Below are 16,712 nucleotides of genomic sequence, written 5' to 3' on the forward strand. Positions count from 1 at the left end.
GCGCGGCCCGCCATCGCGTTCAGGAGACAACACCCGTGACCCAGAAGCCTTTTCCGCGCGCCGTCTCGGCGGCGCTGCTCGGTGCCGCCCTGTCGGCGACCGCGTTCCCGGCGCTTGCCGACATCAAGGACTACCGCTTCGAGCTCTTGCAGCAGGAGGCCAAGGTCGGCGAGGCTGTCCTGTCGGTGCGCCTTCTCGATAAGCGCAGCGGCAAGCCGGTTCCCGACGCCGTGATCTTCGCCAAGCGCATCGACATGGCGCCCGACAGCATGGACGAGATGACCTCGAAGATCGAGCAGCTCCCCACGACCGAGCCGGGCGTCTATCGCTTCAAGGCGAAGCTCACGATGGCCGGCGGCTGGCGCCTGTCGCTCGGGGCCAAGGTCCAGGGCGAGACCGGCACGGTCGAGGACAAGCTGGTCTTCAAGGCCGTCAAGTGAGCCGCGCGGCCTGGTTCGCCGGGACCCTCGCCGCACTCGCGGCGGGGGGCGCCGGCTATGTCGCGGGGCATGGGGAGAACCCCGTGCCGGCGCTCGCCGAGCGCGCCCGGACGGAGCTCGCCCGGTGGTCTCCGGCCCCCATGCCGGCCGCGCAGGCTACGGCCCCCACGAAGGCGGCCGGACCGGTGGTCTACTACCAGGACCCGGACGGGAAGCCGGTCTACTCGCTGTCGCCGATGGCGACCGCGGATGGCCGGGAGTTCCGCGCGGTCCACGCCAGCGAGGACGTGCGCTTCGACGCTTCGGACGACGGCGAGGCCATGCCTGCCGACATGGCCGGCCAGGGGATGGCCGGGCATGACTTGGCCGCCCAGGACATGGGGAAGGCCGGGGACGCGAAGCCCGCCGCGGGCGCCCGCCGCATCCGCTACTACCGCAACCCGATGGGGCTGCCGGACACCTCGGCCACGCCCAAGAAGGATTCGATGGGGATGGACTACATCCCCGTCTACGAGGGTGAGGACAGCGACGGCAACGTCGTCACCGTCTCGCCCGGCAAGGTGCAGCGCACCGGCGTGCGGACCGAGGTCATCGAGCGCCGGGTGGTGGCGCAGCCCGTCCGGGTGCCCGGCACGGTCGCCCTCGACGAGCGGCGGGTGACGGTCATCGCGACCCGGTCGGACGCCTACGTCGACCATGTCGAGAACGTCACCACCGGCGACCGCGTCCGCAAGGGCCAGGCGCTGGTCCACGTCTACTCGCCCGAGATCAACGCGGCGGCGGCCCAGCTCATCGCCAACCCGGGCTTCGACGGCGCGAGGCGGCGCCTGCGGAACCTGAACGTCTCCGAGGCGGTGATCGACGAGATGGAGCGGACCCGGAACGTGCCGATGGCCATCACCTGGTCGTCGCCCCGGGACGGCATCGTCCTGCAACGGACCGCCATCGAGGGCATGAAGGCCGCGGCCGGCGATACCCTGTTCCGCATCGGCGACATCGCGACGATGTGGGTGCTCGCCGACGTGCCCGAGCGCGACCTTTCCAACGTCCGCGTCGGGCAAGCCGCCACGATCCGCCTGCGCTCGGCCCCGGGGCGCATCTACTCCGGCAAGGTCGGGACGATCTATCCGCAGGTGAACCCGGAGACCCGGGCCACGCGGGTGCGCATCGAGCTCCCGAACCCCGACGGCACCTTGCTGCCCGACATGTATGCCGACGTCGAGGTCGCGACCGGCGACACCAAGCCCGTGGTCGCGGTGCCGGACGACGCCGTCATCGACACCGGCGAGCGGCAGGTGGTGCTCCTCGACCGCGGGGAAGGCCGTTTCGAGCCGAAGGAGGTCAAGGTCGGCGTGCGCGGCACCGGCTACACCGAGATCCGCGACGGCATCTCGGCCGGCGACCGCGTCGTGACCTCCGCGAACTTCCTCATCGACGCCGAGAGCAACCTGAAGGCGGCCCTCCAGGGCATGGCGCCGCCCAAGGACGACCGGCTGGCCGCCGACGCGGGAGGCACGCCATGATCGCGCGCCTCATTGGCTGGTCGGCACGTAACCTCGTCCTGGTGCTGGTTGGGACCGTGTTCGCCGTCGCGGTCGGGGTGATGTCGCTGCGCACCCTGCCGCTCGACGCCATCCCCGACCTCTCGGACGTGCAGGCCATCGTCTACACGGAGTACCCGGGCCAGGCGCCACAGGTCGTGGAGGATCAGGTCACCTACCCGCTGACCACCGCCATGTTGACGGTGCCGAAGGCGAAGGTGGTGCGCGGCTTCTCGTTCTTCGGCGTGTCGTTCGTCTACGTCATCTTCGAGGACGGCACCGACCCGTACTGGGGCCGCTCGCGGGTGCTCGAATACCTCAACGCCGCGGCGAGCCGCCTGCCGGCCGGGGTAACCCCGACACTCGGCCCCGACGCCACGGGCGTGGGTTGGGTCTACCAGTACGTCGTCGTCGCAAAGGAACGGACGCTCGCCGAGCTTCGCTCCCTGCAGGACTGGGTGATCCGGTTCGGGGCCTCGCGGGCAGAGGGCGTCGCCGAGGTCGCCGGCGTCGGCGGCTTCGTCAAGCAGTACAACGTCGTGGTCGACCCGAACCGGCTTCGTGCCCAGGGCATCTCCCTCAACAAGCTCCGGGACGCAATCCGGTCGAGCAACGCCGACGTCGGCGGCCGCACGGTCGAGCTCTCCGAGTTCGAGTTCATGGTCCGCGGTCGCGGCTACCTGAGGGGCGTCGCCGACATCGAGAACATCGTCCTCAAGACTTCCGGCGGCACGCCGCTGCGGGTCCGGGACGTCGCCCGGGTCGAGCTCGGACCGGACGAGCGTCGGGGCATCACCGAGATGAACGGCGAGGGCGAGGTCGCCGGCGGCATCGTCCTGCAGCGCTTCGGCGCGAACGCGCTGAACGTCATCGAGGGCGTGAAGGCGAAGCTTGCGGAGGTGGCGAAAAGCCTGCCCGCGGGCACCGAGATCCTGCCGGTCTACGACCGCTCCCAGCTCATCGACGCGGCCATCGACACCCTGCGGCACACGCTGGTCGAGGAGAGCGTCGTCGTCTCGCTCGTGTGCGTCGTGTTCCTGCTGCATGTGAGGAGCGCGCTCGTCGCCATCCTGATGCTGCCGGTCGGGATCCTGATGGCGTTCGTCGGCATGCGAGCCCTGGGTCTCGGCGCCAACATCATGAGCCTGGGCGGCATCGCCATCGCGGTCGGCGCCATGATCGACGCCGCCATCGTGATGATCGAGAACGCCCACAAGCACCTGGAACGGGCGCCGCCAGGCAAGCCGCGGACGGAGATCCTGGTGGAGGCGGCGTCCGAGGTCGGCCCATCCCTGTTCTTCTCGCTCCTCATCATCACGGTCAGCTTCCTGCCGATCTTCACACTGGAGAGCCAGGAAGGCCGGCTGTTCGGGCCGCTGGCCTTCACCAAGACCTTCGCCATGGCGGCAGCCGCGATCCTGTCGGTGACCTTGGTCCCCGCGCTGATGGTGCTGTTCGTGCGGGGCCGGATCATCCCGGAGCACAGGAACCCGCTGAACCGGCTCCTGATCTGGCTCTACCGGCCGCTCATCGCGGGCGTCCTGCGGGCGCGGGTGCTGACTGTCCTGCTCGCCCTCGGGGTGCTGGCGGCGACCGTGTGGCCGGCCCGTCAGCTCGGCTCGGAGTTCATGCCCGACCTCAACGAGGGCACGCTGATGTACATGCCGACGACCCTGCCGGGCCTGTCGGTGACCAAGGCCGGCGAGCTCCTCGCGACCCAGGACCGCATCATAAAATCCTTCCCGGAGGTAGCCTCGGTCTACGGCAAGGCGGGCCGCGCCAACACCGCGACCGACCCGGCGCCGATGGAGATGTTCGAGACGGTCATCGCGCTGAAGCCGCCGTCCGAGTGGCGCCCCGGCGTGACGCTGGCGAGCCTCAAGGCCGAGATGGACAAGGCCCTGCAGTTCCCGGGCGTGTCGAATGCATGGACGCAGCCGATCCGCGCCCGCATCGACATGCTCTCGACCGGCATTCGCACGCCCGTCGGCATCAAGGTGCTGGGCACCGACCTTAAGGAGATGGAAGGGGTCGCTCGCCAGGTCGAGGCGGTGGTGCGCAACGTGCCGGGCACGTCGAGCGCCTACGCCGAGCGGGTCATCGGCGGCTACTTCCTCGACATCACGCCGGACCGGGAGGCGCTCGGGCGCTACGGGCTGATGGTCGGGGACGTGCAGGACGTCATCGCGACGGCGCTTGGCGGCCAGAGCGTGACGAACACCGTCGAGGGACGCGAACGCTACACCGTCAACGTCCGCTACCCCCGGGCCTTCCGGTCCGATCCGCGGGCCATCGCCGACGAGGTGCAGGTGCCACTCCCGGCTGGGGGCACGGTGCCGTTGCGCGAGGTCGCCAAGGTCGAACTCACCCGGGGCCCGACCTCGATCCGCACGGAGAACGGACAGCTTGCGGTCTACATCTTCGTCGACATCAATGGGCGCGACCTCGGCGGCTACGTGGCCGAGGCGCGCAAGGCCGTGGTGGACGAGGTCAAGCTCCCACAGGGCACGACCCTGCAGTGGAGCGGGCAGTACGAATACCTGGAGCGGGCCGAGGCGCGCCTGAAGGTCGTGGTGCCGCTGACGCTGCTCGTCGTGTTCCTGCTGCTGTTCATCAACTTCCGGCGCCTGACCGAGACGCTCATCGTCATGCTGTCGCTGCCGTTCGCCCTGGTCGGCGGCATCTGGCTGATGTGGTGGATGGGCTTCAACATGTCGGTGGCCGTGGCGGTGGGCTTCATCGCGCTCGCCGGCGTCGCCGCCGAGACAGGGGTGATCATGCTGGTCTACCTCGACCACGCGCTCGACGAGGTCCGGGCCGCCTGCGCACGCGAGGGGCGGCCCCTGAACCGCGAGGACCTGCGGCGGGCGATCATGGTCGGTGCGGTCGAGCGGGTTCGCCCGAAGATGATGACCGTGACCGCCATCATGGCCGGCCTGATCCCGATCCTGTGGAGCACGGGCGCCGGCTCCGAAGTGATGCAGCGCATCGCCGTGCCGATGATCGGCGGGATGGTGTCCTCGACCGTGCTGACGCTGGTCGTCATCCCGGCGGTCTACGCCCTCGTGAAGGGATGGGGTCTGTCCGCGGCCGCCGAGACGCCGGCGAGCGTCGCCCCGGCCGAACGACCCGCTTACCGCGAGGCGGCGGAGTAGGCGCTTGCGGACGGATTGAGTATCCCGGGCATGAGAGAAGGAATTTATTAGAACGAACTATAGCCGTCTGAGTTGACAGAATGAGCAAGGCAATACTGGAGGGGTACTGTCATCCAGTGCTGACGCTCGTTTCTTTTTGTCTAACATCAAGGAGCTTCACATGAGCAATATGTCGAGCGAGATGCAGTCCTGCATCGACGAATGTCTTCGCTGCTACCAGACCTGCCTCGGCATGGCCTCGAACCGCTGCCTGCCGGCCGGCGGCAAGCACGTCGAGCCCGAGCACTTCCGCCTGATGCTGGCCTGCGCCGAGATGTGCCGGACGTCGGCGCACTTCATGCTGATCGGGACGAGGCATCACAAGCACACCTGCGCCGAGTGCGCCGACGTCTGCGAGGATTGTGCCCGAAGCTGCGAGCAGGTCGGCGACATGCAGCATTGCGTCGAGCAGTGCCGCCGCTGCGCCGAGAGCTGCCGGAAGATGGCTGCCTGACCGAAGCGCCGCCGGGGCCGGTTCGGACTCAGCGACCGGCCACGGCCTTCCGGCGCGGTGCGGGGGGCGGCATCGCCCCCGGGGAGGCGCCCGGATGGCAGGGCGGGACGTTCGCCCCGGTCTCCAGGCTGGCGATGATCGGGCAGTCCGGCCGGCCGTCGCCATCGCAGGCGTCGGCCAGGGACCGGAGGGCGTTCGCCATCTCGTTGAGTTGGCGGGCCCGCTGTTCGAGCTCCTTCACGTGGGCCCTCGCGATGGCCTTCACCTCGGCGTTGCTGCGGGCAGGGTCGCTCCAGAGCCCGAGCAGCACCCGGATGCGGTCCAGCGAGAAGCCCAGGTCCCGGGCGTGCCGGATGAAGCCGAGCCGGTGCAGGTCGGCGGTGCCATAATCGCGATAGCCGCTGTCGCGCCGGTCCGCCGGGGGCACGAGCCCGATGCTCTCGTAGTGCCGGATCATCTTGGCCGAGACCCCGGAGGCCCGGCTCGCCTCGCCAATGTTCATCGTGAGAGTCCCTCCGTTGACCTTCCTATGATGGGAAGGTGCAGGAAGGTCCGCAAGCCCAATCGGCCGCTGCCCGCACCCTGCTTCCACTTCGAGGCCCGGACGGCATCGCGCCCCGACAACCCACGGAGTTTCCGATGCAAGCCACCGCGTCCCGCAAGGCCGTCCTGTACCGCATGATGATGCCGCAGCACACGTGCCCCTACGGCCTCAAGGCGAAGGACCTCCTCGAACGCCAGGGCTTCCAGGTGGAGGACCATTGGCTGACCACCCGCGAGGAGACCGACCGCTTCAAGGCCGAGCATGCGGTCAAGTCGACGCCCCAGACCTTCATCAACGGCGAGCGCGTCGGGGGTTTCGACGACCTCAGGCGGCATTTCGGCCAGGCCGCCAACGACCCGAACGCGACGACCTACACGCCGGTGGTGGCGGTGTTCTCGATGACCGCGCTGATGGCGCTCGCGGCGAGCTACGCCGTGTACGGCACGCCCCTGACGGTCCGGGCGGGCGAGTGGTACATCGCCTTCAGCATGTGCGTCCTCGCCCTCCTCAAGCTGCAGGACGTCGAGACCTTCTCGTCGATGTTCCTCGGCTACGACCTGCTGGCCAAGCGCTGGGTGCGCTACGCCTACGCCTACCCGTTCCTGGAGGGCATCGCCGGCGTCCTGATGGTGGCCGGCGCCCTTAACTGGCTGTCGATCCCCGTGGCCCTGTTCATCGGCACCATCGGCGCGGTCTCGGTGTTCAAGGCGGTCTACGTCGACAAGCGCGAGATCAAGTGCGCCTGCGTCGGCGGATCGAGCAAGGTGCCGCTCGGCTTCGTCTCGTTGACCGAGAATGTGATGATGGTCGCCATGGCCGTCTGGATGCTGGCGATGGGGCATTGAGCGGCATGGCCACGACGTTCCCCGCCTGGCTCCACGCGCTCTCGATCCTGGCCCTGCTGCTCGGGGCCGCCTGCTCGTTGCTGCTGTCGGTGCAGGTCATTCGGCATCCGCAGCACATGACCGTGATGAACGTGGTCTGGCCGGTCAGCGCCTTGTTCGGCACGGTGGTCGTGGTCTGGGCCTACTTTCGCTATGGCCGCCTCGCGACCATGGAGGCGCAACACCGCGCGATGGAGCGGGACGAGAAGCCGCCGAACATGACGCAAACGCCGTTCCCGGTGATGGTGGGCAAGGGCGCGCTCCACTGCGGGAGCGGCTGCATGCTGGGCGACGTCGCCGCCGAGTGGCTCGCCTTCCTGGCGCCGGTGGTGGCGGTCTGGTTCGGCTGGCAGTCGCTGTTCGAGGAGAAGATGTACGCGGTCTGGGCGCTGGACTTCGTCTTCGCCTTCGGGCTTGGGATCGTGTTCCAGTATTACGCCATCGTGCCGATGCGCGGGCTCTCCCCGGGCCGGGGCATCGTCGCCGCGCTCAAGGCCGACACCTTGTCGCTGATCGCCTGGCAGGTCGGCATGTACGGCTTCATGGCGCTCGCGCAGTTCGCCGTGTTCCCGCACCTTGCCGGTCAACGGGCGCCGGTGAACTCAGTTGAGTTCTGGTTCGCCATGCAGGTCGCCGTGGTCGCGGGATTCATGACCAGCTACCCGGTGAACTGGTGGCTCGTCGGCTCCAGCATCAAGGAGCGGATGTAAGCTCGCTTCCGCCAGGCCGCGCGACCTGCCTGCCTTGAGGTCCGTCGTTTTAATAGAGAAGGAATAAGGGGCCCCGAAGGGCCCCTGGACGATCACATGCGGTGGTGGCGATGACCATGACCGTGGCGCATCATGTGGCCGCGGTGGTGATGGTGGCGCATCATGTGGCCGTGCCCGTGACGATGGCCCATCATGCGGCCATGGCCGCGGTGGCCGTGCATCCCGTCCATGCGGACGTCGACGATGCTGGTCTGGGCCTCGACGGCGCCGACCATGCCCGGGGCTGCCGACGCGGGGGCGGCGATGCCGATGGCGCCGAGCGCGGCCAGGGCAGCGACGGCGAAAAGGGACTTCCTCATGGGGGCTTCCTCGTGGGTTGTTGGTGGCTCGGTCTCGCCCGAGCCGATCATGGGACCGGCACGGACGGTACGGGAGCGACGAGGAACGGCTCCGCTTCTGAGACGGTTCCGTGGGTGCGCAGTCTCCCGGTCGCCTTGGATAAGGAAAGCTTTTCCGGAAACTCGGCGTCGTGGTTTCCGGCCTCCGGTCACAACGATGGCACCGGCGCGTAGCCAGCACGAAACCGTCGTCTCAGGCCCGAAGCAGGCGAAGGGCGTTGGCCGTCACCAGGACGGTCGCCCCGGTATCCGCCAGAATGGCCGGCCATAGCCCGGTGATGCCGGCGAGTGTCGTCACCAGGAACACGCCCTTCAGCCCGAGGGAGATGGCCACGTTCTGATGGATGTTGCCGAGCGTCGCCCGGGAGAGCGCCACGAGCGCCGCCACGTCCGTCACCCGGTCGTTGAGGATGGCCGCATCGGCTGTCTCCAGCGCCGCATCGGTGCCGCCGCCCATCGCGATCCCGACGCTGGCGGAGGCGAGCGCGGGGGCATCGTTGATGCCGTCGCCGACCATCGCGACCGGCCCGACCTCCTTCAACGCGCCGATCTCGGCGAGCTTGTCGGCCGGCAGCAGGTCGGCCCGGACCGATAGTCCCAGGCCCTTGGCGATGGCCTCGCCGGTGCGCCGGTTGTCGCCGGTCAGCATCACGCATTCGACCCCAAGCCGGCGCAGGGCCGCGACGCCGGCGGCCGCATCCTGTCTGGGCTCGTCCCGGACCGCCACGACGCCGAGCGCCTCTCCGTCCCGAACCACGACGACGGCGGTCTTGCCCGCTTCCTCAAGGGCCCGCACCGTTGCTTCCGCTTCCGGCGAGAGGCTGGCCAGTGTCGCGGCGTGGCGCGGGGATGCCACCGCGACCGTGCGTCCCGCAACCGTGGCCTGGACGGCCTTGCCGGGAACCGCACGGGCATCGCGTACGGGGCGCAGGGGGATGGCGTCGGCCTCCGTACGTTCGAGGATCGCACGAGCGATGGGGTGGCTCGATCCGGCCTCCACCGTCGCCGCGAGCCCGAGCAGGGTGCGATCCGTCATGTCCGGGGCAAATCGGAGGACGTCGGTGACCCTTGGACGCCCTGCCGTGAGCGTCCCCGTCTTGTCGAACGCGACGGTACGCACCCGTCCGATGGTCTCCAGGGCGGCGCCGCCCTTCACCAGCAGTCCCCGCCGCGCTCCGGCGGCAAGACCCGAGGCGATGGCGGCCGGGGTCGAGAGCACGAGGGCGCAGGGGCAGGCGATGAGGAGCAACGCCAGTCCGCGATAGATCCAGGTGCCCCAGTCGGCGCCGAGCAGCAGCGGCGGGCCAAGCGTCGCCAGCGCGGCGACCGCGAAGGCGACCGGGGTGTAGACGGCGCTGAAGCGGTCGATGAACCGGGCGGTCGGCGACTTCGACGCCTGCGCCTCCTCCACCATGTGCAGGATGCGGGCGACGGTGTTGTCCGACGGCATCCGGGCGACCCTGACCTGCAGGGCCCCGTCCGCATTGACGCTGCCGGCATAGACGGCGTCCCCGACCTCCTTTGGCCGGGGCACCGATTCCCCCGTGATCGGGGACTCGTCGAGGCTCGACGTGCCGTCCGTGACCTCGCCGTCCGCAGGGACGCGGTCACCCGGGCGCACCAGCACGGTTTGGCCGATCACCAGGGAGGCGGCCGCCACCTCACGCACGGCGCCGTCCCCCTCGACCAGGCGCGCCGTCTTCGGCACCAGGCCCACGAGGGCCTTGATGCCGGCCCGGGACCGGCCGGCCGCAAAGCCTTCGAGCATCTCGCCAACGGTGAAGAGGAGGACCACCACCGCCGCTTCCTCGGCGGCATGGATGGCGAGCGCCCCGATGGTGGCGACCGACATCAGCATCTCGATGGAGAAGGGCGAGCCGTTGCGGGCGGCGGCGATGGCGCGGCGTCCGTAGAAGGCGAGACCCAGGAGCGCGCCGGGCCAGTAGGCGTATTCCCCGGCCAGCCCGGGCCGAACCGTCTGCAGGAGAAATCCGCTTGCGAACAGGACGGCGATGCCCAGCGCCAAAAGCCCCTTGCGGCTGCGCCAGGCGGGGGTCTCCGCCTCCTCCTCGACGATGGCCGGGGCCGCGATGCCCGTCGTCTGCGAGCGGGCGAGGTCGGCCGCGATCGGCAGGGACCCGACGCCATAGCCGAGCCCCGTGATCCGGTTCTCCAGGTCCGCCCTGGGCGTCGAGCCCTCGTCGAGCACGAGGTCGAGGACCTGGGCCGTGTAGTTCACGCGCACGTCGCGGACGCCGGGCAGGCGGGTTACCGCCGTTTCGATCTTGGTCGCGCAGCTCGGGCAATCCATGCCCTTCACGCGGTAGCGCAGCGCGGCGCCCGCGGGGACCGCTCCCGATGTTCCTAGCCCTGACATGGCAAGCTCCGTCGACCCGGGCCTCGCGCCGAAGGGTCTGAGGCCCTACATGCACCCTGTAGGAACTACAGGGTCAAGGCCATGGCGCACGCACCCCCCATGACCATCGGCGACCTGGCCGCGGCGACGAACACCCGCGTCGAGACGGTCCGGTGGTACGAGAAGGTGAAGCTCCTGCCGGCGCCGGAAAGGTCGGCGGGCAACTACCGTCTCTACGGTCCGGAGCACCTGCGCCGCCTGAGCTTCATCCGGCGGGGACGGGACCTCGGCTTCACGGTCGACCAGATCCGGGAGCTTCTCGCCATGGCCGACGACCGCGACCGGTCCTGCGCCGAGGTCGACACCATCGCCCGCGCCCACCTGGCGCAGGTCGAGCGCAAGCTGGCCGACCTGACCCGGTTGGCGCATGAGCTGCGTGACGTCATCGGTCAGTGCGGCTGCGGGTCCGTCGCCGACTGCCGCATCATTGAGGCTTTGTCTCCCCACGGGGATCCGTCCTGAGGATGGATCGGCCTCGTCGGCATCAGGTGGAAGTGCGTCCTCCCGCCGATGTTGCAGAGGCAGTACAGAAGGTAGACGCAGGCCGGGATGGCGATGAGGGCCAGGGCGAACGCCCGGCCGGCCGCGCGACGGACGTGGGGCCTGACGCGGCGTCGGCGACGTGAGCCGCCGCCGCCCCAGTCAGCGATGGTTCGGGCGACCTTCTTGCTCATGCCGACCCTCCTACTCGGCGGCGCGGAGATGCGGTTGGACCGGCATGGGCCGATCCTTCCTCTCGGGGGCGACCGCACCGGCGAACCTGGCATAGAGGGCCGGCAGGACGACGAGGGTCAGAAGGGTCGCCGAGATGAGGCCGCCGATGACTACCGTCGCCAGGGGGCGCTGGATCTCTGCCCCGGTCTCGGTCGCCAGCGCCATCGGTACGAACCCGAGAGATGCCACCAGCGCGGTCATCGCCACTGGACGGAGCCGGGTCATGGCGCCCTCCATGATGGCCTCGCGCCTTGGCCGTCCCTCGGCGATGAGCTGCTTGATGTAGGTCAGCATCACCAAGCCGTTGAGCACCGCCACCCCGGACAGGGCGATGAAGCCGACGGCCGCGGGCACCGAGAACGGCATGCCCCGCAGCCATAGGGCGGCGATGCCCCCGGTCAGCGCCAAAGGAACCGCGCTGAACACCAGGAGCGCGTCCCGGGCCGAGTTCAGGGCCGAGAACAGCAGCAGGAAGATCAGGAAGAAGCACACCGGGACGACCACCATCAGGCGCTGGCGGGCGGAAGCCAGGTTCTCGAATTGCCCGCCCCAGGTGACGTAGTAGCCGGCCGGAAGTGAGACCCCCGTGGCCACCTTGTCTTGCGCCTCGGCCACGAGCGAGCCGATGTCGCGGCCCCGGACGTTGGCGGTGACCACGACCCGGCGCCGGCCGTTCTCGCGCGAGATCTGGTTCGGGCCCTCCGTCACCGAGAAGCTCGCGACCTGCTTCAGGAGCACGGACGCGGCGCGCCCGTTCGGTCCGGGAGGCAACGGCACCGGGATGTTCTCCAGGGCCTCGCGGTCCTCGCGCACCTTGTCGTTGAGGCGCACGACGATGGGGAAGCGCCGGTCGCCCTCGAAGACGACGCCCGCCTCGCGGCCCCCGATGGCCGCCCCGATGACGTCCTGGATCGCGGACGTGCTCAGGCCCAGGCGGGCCGCCTCGGCCTTGTTGATCCCGATCTCCAGGAACGGCAGCCCAGCCGTCTGCTCGACCTTCACGTCGTCCGCGCCCTCGACCCCGCGCAGGATGCCGGCGATCTGGTTCGCGGCCGCGGTCATCGCGCCCAGATCATCGCCGAAGACCTTTACGGCGAGGTCGCCGCGGGTGCCGGCCAACAGCTCGTTGAAGCGAAGCTGGATGGGCTGGGAGAACTCGTAGACGTTGCCCGCGAGCGCCCCGAGGGCCTTCTCGATGCTCTCCTGCAACTCGGCCTTGGACAGGTCCGGGTCCGGCCATTCGGCTTGCGGCTTCAGGATGACGAAGGTGTCCGACGAGCTCGGCGGCATCGGGTCCGAGGCGACCTCGGCGGTGCCGGTCTTCGAGAAGACGTAGGCGACCTGGGGGAACCGGCCGATGGCCTGCTCGACCTTCAATTGCATCGCCTGCGATTGCGACAGGGACGTCGACGGGATGCGCTGGGCGTTCAACGCGATGCTCTTCTCGTCGAGCTGCGGGATGAACTCCTGCCCCAGACCCCTGAACAGGACGCCGGCTCCGACGAGCAGCACCAGGGCGACCGCGACGAAAAGCATGGGCACGCGCAGGGCGGCCCCCAGGACCGGGCGGTAGGCGGCCTTGATCGCCCGGACGAAGAAGTTGTCGGTCTCGGTGACCTTGCCGGTGATGACGATGGAGATCATCGCCGGGACGAAGGTGAGCGACAGGACGAAGGCCGCGACCAGGGCGATGATGACGGTAAGCGCCATCGGCTCGAACATCTTGCCCTCGACCCCGGTGAAGGTGAGGAGCGGCACGTAGACGAGGATGATGATGGCCTGCCCGTAGAGGGAGGGCTTGATCATCTCCTCGGCCGAGGCCCGCACGGTGGCGAGGCGCTCCTCCAAGTCGAGCTTTCGCCCGAGTTCCCCTTGGCGTTCGGCGAGGTGGCGAAGGGCGTTCTCGGTGATGATGACTGCCCCGTCGACGATAAGGCCGAAATCGAGGGCCCCGAGGCTCATCAGGTTGGCGCTGATGCGCCCCTGGACCATGCCCGTCATGGTCATCAGCATCGCCACCGGGATGACTAGGGCCGTGACGATGGCCGCGCGGATGTTGCCGAGCAGCAGGAACAGGATGACCACGACGAGGGCGGCGCCCTCGGCCAGGTTCTTGGCGACCGTTCGGATGGTGGCCTCGACCAGGACCGTGCGATTGAGGACCGTCTGGACCTCGACGCCGGGCGGGAGCGTGCGCCGGATGCCGGTCATGCGCGCGTCGACCGCGGCGGCGACGGTGCGGCTGTTCTCGCCGATGAGCATCAGGGCGGTGCCGATGACGACCTCCTGCCCGTCCTCGCTGCCCGACCCGGTGCGCAGATCGCGCCCGATCCGCACCTCGGCGACGTCGGAGATGCGGACCGGCACGCCGCCGCGTGTGGTCACGACGACCGACCCGATGTCCTCCATGCTCTCCAAGCGGCCGGCGGCGCGCACGACGTAGCCCTCGCCGTTGTCCTCCAGGTAGCGCGCGCCCTGGTTGGCGTTGTTGGCCTCCAGCGCCCTGCCGATGTCGGCGAAGGACAGGTCGAGGGCCGTCAGCCTCATCGGGTCGGGCTGGACGTGGTACTGCTTCTCGAAGCCGCCGATGCCGTCGACGCCGGCCACACCTGGGACGGTCCTCACCTGTGGGCGAATGATCCAGTCCTGGACCGTGCGCAGGTAGGCCGTGCGTTCGAGCTCCGTCGAGAGCCTGTGGCTCTCGGGTGTGAGGTAGCTGCCGTCCGGCTGCCAACCGGGTTTACCGGGCTTCGAGACCTTGCGCTCGGCAGGTTTCGCGTAGTGCACCGACCACATGTAGATCTCGCCCAGGCCCGTCGAGATCGGCCCCATGCGCGGCTCGACCCCGGACGGCATCGCCGCCTCGGCCTCCTGAAGGCGCTCGGCGACCTGCTGGCGGGCGAAATAGATGTTCGTCGCCTCGGAGAAGACGGCGGTGACCTGGGAGAACCCGTTCCGGGATAGCGAGCGGGTGTATTCCAGGCCCTTGATGCCTGCGAGCGCGGTCTCGACCTGGTACGTGATGATGCGCTCGATGTCGTTCGGCGAGAGCGAGGGCGCCGTGGTGTTGATCTGCACCTGGTTGTTGGTGATGTCCGGCACCGCGTCGATGGGAAGCTTCGTCAGTGAGAACACGCCGAACCCGGCCGCGAGCAGCGACAGGAGCACCACGAGCCAACGCTGGCGGACGGAGAAGTCGAGGATCTTCGAGATCATGGCGGCCGCCCTCAGTGGTCGTGGTCGGCTTCGGCCTTGCCGAGCTCGGCCTTCAGGACGAAGGAGTTGGCCACCGCGACCTCGTCGCCGGGCTCCAGGCCGGCGACGACCTCGTAGGCATCGTCGTCCGCCTTGCCGAGGGTCACCTCCCGCTTCGAGAAGCCCTCCTCGGTCCGCACGAACACCACCTTCTCGCCACCGATGGTCTGGATGGCGGACTTCGGCAGCCGCACAACGACCTTGTCCTGGGCGATCTCGATCTCGGTCGTGACGAAGGTGCCCGGGCGCCAGGACATGTCCTTGTTCGGCAGGGCGACGATGACCCGGGCCGAGCGCGTCTCCGGGTTGAGGATCGGGCTGACGAAGACGACCTTGCCCTCGGGGCGGGGAGCGTCCTCGCTCCCGACGATAGTCACCCTGGCGCCCTCGCGGACCTTGGACAGCTCGGTGGTGGGGACGGGGAGCTCGATCCAGAGGGAGGAGAGGTCGGCCACGGTATAGACGTCGGCCGGGTCCCCCTCGCTGCCGACCTTCGTTCCGACGTCGACCTTGCGCTCCACGATCCGCCCTGCGAGGGGGGACCTGAGCTCGAAGCGGCGAAGCGACGACAAGTTCGGAGTGGTTTCGTCCTTCTTGGCCGCGGCGGCGACCTCGGTCGCGTTCAGCCCGAGGGCCGATAGCTTCTGGCGGGAGAGATCGACCCGCAGGCCCGCCTCGGAGTAGGCGGCCTTCGCGTTGAGGAAGGCCGATTCCGCCGAGATCCTCTTGTCCCAGAGGGCCTGCTGCCGGTCGAAGTTGGTCTTTTCCAGATCCGCCTTGACCGTCGCGGTGAGGAAGTCGCTCTTGGCATCCGCGACCTCGCGGCTGTCCAGGACGGCGACGATCTCGCCCTTGGCGACGTCTTCGCCGAGACGCTTGCGCATCTCCGCCACTGTCCCGGCGACCCGCGCAGGCACCCGGGCGATCCGGTCGGCGTCCTGGGTGATGGTGCCGGGCACCAGGAGATGGCGCGAGAGGATGCCGCCCTCGACATGCGCCAGCTTGATGTCCTGCTCGGCGGCCTGCTCGGCCGTCATCTTGATCTTGCCCTCGCTTGCCTCGTCGTGGCCGTGCGCCTCGCCCTCGGCGTGTTTGTGGTCGCCGTCGACCTTGGTGGCCTGCGCCCCGGTCACGGCCGCGTTGGTCGCCGGAGTCTTGGCCGCGGTGGAGGACAGGCCGGCGGCGGCCAGCGCGCCCCGCACGGTCTCGGACACGCGGGGGACGGCACCGCCGATGGCGACGCCTATGGCCAGGAGGGCCACGGATATGATTGCACGCATGGAAGGGAGGCCGTTCGCATAGGACCGCGGTCACCGCCTGGGGCTGGGTCGACGGTCCGGATCAAGTCAAGCTCGCTCAAGGAGCCGGCATCCGCTGGGATGTCCGGTCTGCATCCGCCACAGCCGTGGCGGTGCCGCCTCAGGCGCGAGGGGGCCTTGGAAGGCGACCGGCGGAGATCGAGGCTACGGTGACGTCGGCCGTGGCATAGGACGGGCGTCCGGCGGTGGCGATCGGAATCCCGGGTGACGCCTCGATGCAAATGGCCAGATGGCAGCCGCAGGTCGCATGGCAGGCCGGGCACCCGTCGGGCTGGTCCGGCGCACCCTTATGCGAGGACGTGGCGAACGCGGGCGCGTGATCAGGAAGGCGATGGGCGTCGGCGGAGGAAATCGCACAGGGCGCCATGAGCGCCAGGAGGAGGACGAACGACAGCAGGCGGACGGCGGTCGCCCACCAGCCGCGCGACGCCTCGTAGGCCCTGATCGGGAATCCCGCGCTCATGACTGCCTTATGGACGATCCGGAGGCGCTCGTACATGCCGGACGGGCGTCCCAGGACGCCTATCCGAATGCCGACATGCTCGGGGGTGCGTCCGCGGAGACGTCGCCCCCCTCTGCGACTTGGGTCGCCGTAGCGTCGCGATTCCCGCCCGCCCGAGCAGGTCGGCGAGGAGCGGGACCGGGCATCGGACATGCTGCGCACCTAGTTTTGGAACCGGTCCTGGCGATCGTCCGACAAGCCAAAGATGGAGCTGGGTTAGGCACGGGCGGCCCCTTCCACGAAGGGACGGAACCGCGCACCGGCCCATGCGTAAAACGCTCCAGGCCACGCTTACCGAGGATCAACCAAGGGAGCCGGGCCGCCAGCCTCAGCAGAATGCC

At 69.2% G+C, this 16,712-nt stretch carries 13 protein-coding genes; 7 read left to right on the forward strand and 6 right to left on the reverse strand.

What is annotated here, in order from left to right:
• Positions 1-35: 35 nt before the first annotated feature.
• The 4 genes from AC3WLN_RS11380 (at position 36) to AC3WLN_RS11395 (ending at position 5,629) form a co-directional block, all read left to right on the forward strand.
• On the forward strand, positions 36-440 hold the full coding sequence (locus tag AC3WLN_RS11380) for a FixH family protein (protein WP_055959001.1): 405 nt from the start codon (positions 36-38) through the stop codon (positions 438-440).
• Complete coding sequence (locus AC3WLN_RS11385; RefSeq protein ID WP_055958997.1) at positions 437-1,963, forward strand: efflux RND transporter periplasmic adaptor subunit; 1,527 nt, start codon at positions 437-439, stop codon at positions 1,961-1,963. The genes AC3WLN_RS11380 and AC3WLN_RS11385 overlap by 4 nt, the downstream gene beginning before the upstream one ends.
• Positions 1,960-5,136, forward strand: a complete 3,177-nt coding sequence (locus tag AC3WLN_RS11390; protein WP_492481264.1) for an efflux RND transporter permease subunit — start codon at positions 1,960-1,962, stop codon at positions 5,134-5,136. Before AC3WLN_RS11385 ends, AC3WLN_RS11390 begins: the two co-directional genes overlap by 4 nt.
• Before the next feature lie 160 nt (positions 5,137-5,296).
• Complete coding sequence (locus AC3WLN_RS11395; RefSeq protein ID WP_055958992.1) at positions 5,297-5,629, forward strand: four-helix bundle copper-binding protein; 333 nt, start codon at positions 5,297-5,299, stop codon at positions 5,627-5,629.
• Between the two features lie 28 nt (positions 5,630-5,657).
• Here AC3WLN_RS11395 and cueR read toward each other — a convergent pair whose 3' ends face one another.
• Positions 5,658-6,131: a Cu(I)-responsive transcriptional regulator gene (gene cueR / locus AC3WLN_RS11400; RefSeq protein ID WP_055958989.1), complete on the reverse strand. Its 474-nt coding sequence runs from the start codon at positions 6,129-6,131 to the stop codon at positions 5,658-5,660.
• Positions 6,132-6,268: 137 nt separating this feature from the next.
• Between cueR and AC3WLN_RS11405 the strand changes: the two genes are divergently transcribed.
• Both AC3WLN_RS11405 and AC3WLN_RS11410 read left to right on the forward strand, forming a co-directional pair.
• Complete coding sequence (locus tag AC3WLN_RS11405) at positions 6,269-7,018, forward strand: MauE/DoxX family redox-associated membrane protein (RefSeq protein ID WP_055958985.1); 750 nt, start codon at positions 6,269-6,271, stop codon at positions 7,016-7,018.
• 5 nt (positions 7,019-7,023) lie between these two features.
• Positions 7,024-7,767 (forward strand): DUF4396 domain-containing protein, encoded by a 744-nt coding sequence (locus tag AC3WLN_RS11410; protein ID WP_492481267.1) that lies wholly within the window; start codon positions 7,024-7,026, stop codon positions 7,765-7,767.
• 92 nt (positions 7,768-7,859) lie between these two features.
• On the opposite strand, the gene AC3WLN_RS11415 is transcribed toward AC3WLN_RS11410, so the two are convergent.
• On the reverse strand, positions 7,860-8,126 hold the full coding sequence (locus tag AC3WLN_RS11415; RefSeq protein WP_055958979.1) for a hypothetical protein: 267 nt from the start codon (positions 8,124-8,126) through the stop codon (positions 7,860-7,862).
• A 232-nt stretch (positions 8,127-8,358) separates the two neighbouring features.
• Entirely contained in the window at positions 8,359-10,542 is a 2,184-nt protein-coding gene (locus tag AC3WLN_RS11420) for a heavy metal translocating P-type ATPase (protein WP_055958976.1), read from the reverse strand.
• Positions 10,543-10,641: 99 nt separating this feature from the next.
• On the opposite strand from AC3WLN_RS11420, the gene AC3WLN_RS11425 reads away from it, so the two are divergent.
• Positions 10,642-11,043 (forward strand): MerR family transcriptional regulator, encoded by a 402-nt coding sequence (locus AC3WLN_RS11425; protein ID WP_055958972.1) that lies wholly within the window; start codon positions 10,642-10,644, stop codon positions 11,041-11,043.
• 222 nt (positions 11,044-11,265) lie between these two features.
• Here AC3WLN_RS11425 and AC3WLN_RS11430 read toward each other — a convergent pair whose 3' ends face one another.
• The 3 genes from AC3WLN_RS11430 to AC3WLN_RS11440 form a co-directional block, all read right to left on the reverse strand.
• Positions 11,266-14,511, reverse strand: a complete 3,246-nt coding sequence (locus AC3WLN_RS11430; RefSeq protein WP_055958969.1) for an efflux RND transporter permease subunit — start codon at positions 14,509-14,511, stop codon at positions 11,266-11,268.
• 11 nt (positions 14,512-14,522) lie between these two features.
• On the reverse strand, positions 14,523-15,830 hold the full coding sequence (locus tag AC3WLN_RS11435; RefSeq protein ID WP_055958966.1) for an efflux RND transporter periplasmic adaptor subunit: 1,308 nt from the start codon (positions 15,828-15,830) through the stop codon (positions 14,523-14,525).
• Positions 15,831-15,969: 139 nt separating this feature from the next.
• Entirely contained in the window at positions 15,970-16,368 is a 399-nt protein-coding gene (locus AC3WLN_RS11440) for a hypothetical protein (RefSeq protein ID WP_243214755.1), read from the reverse strand.
• Positions 16,369-16,712 lie beyond the last annotated feature (344 nt).

The organism is Methylobacterium sp. FW306-05-D, from assembly GCF_058782155.1.

What these genes read in the sequence shown, in the direction of transcription:
- AC3WLN_RS11390 (WP_492481264.1), top strand. Translation starts at nt 1,960, where the DNA reads ATGATCGCGCGCCTCATTGGCTGGTCGGCACGTAACCTCGTCCTGGTG.
- AC3WLN_RS11395 (WP_055958992.1), top strand. Translation starts at nt 5,297, where the DNA reads ATGAGCAATATGTCGAGCGAGATGCAGTCCTGCATCGACGAATGTCTT.
- cueR (WP_055958989.1), bottom strand. Translation starts at nt 6,131, where the DNA reads ATGAACATTGGCGAGGCGAGCCGGGCCTCCGGGGTCTCGGCCAAGATG.
- AC3WLN_RS11405 (WP_055958985.1), top strand. Translation starts at nt 6,269, where the DNA reads ATGCAAGCCACCGCGTCCCGCAAGGCCGTCCTGTACCGCATGATGATG.
- AC3WLN_RS11410 (WP_492481267.1), top strand. Translation starts at nt 7,024, where the DNA reads ATGGCCACGACGTTCCCCGCCTGGCTCCACGCGCTCTCGATCCTGGCC.
- AC3WLN_RS11415 (WP_055958979.1), bottom strand. Translation starts at nt 8,126, where the DNA reads ATGAGGAAGTCCCTTTTCGCCGTCGCTGCCCTGGCCGCGCTCGGCGCC.
- AC3WLN_RS11420 (WP_055958976.1), bottom strand. Translation starts at nt 10,542, where the DNA reads ATGTCAGGGCTAGGAACATCGGGAGCGGTCCCCGCGGGCGCCGCGCTG.
- AC3WLN_RS11425 (WP_055958972.1), top strand. Translation starts at nt 10,642, where the DNA reads ATGACCATCGGCGACCTGGCCGCGGCGACGAACACCCGCGTCGAGACG.
- AC3WLN_RS11430 (WP_055958969.1), bottom strand. Translation starts at nt 14,511, where the DNA reads ATGATCTCGAAGATCCTCGACTTCTCCGTCCGCCAGCGTTGGCTCGTG.
- AC3WLN_RS11435 (WP_055958966.1), bottom strand. Translation starts at nt 15,830, where the DNA reads ATGCGTGCAATCATATCCGTGGCCCTCCTGGCCATAGGCGTCGCCATC.
- AC3WLN_RS11440 (WP_243214755.1), bottom strand. Translation starts at nt 16,368, where the DNA reads ATGTACGAGCGCCTCCGGATCGTCCATAAGGCAGTCATGAGCGCGGGA.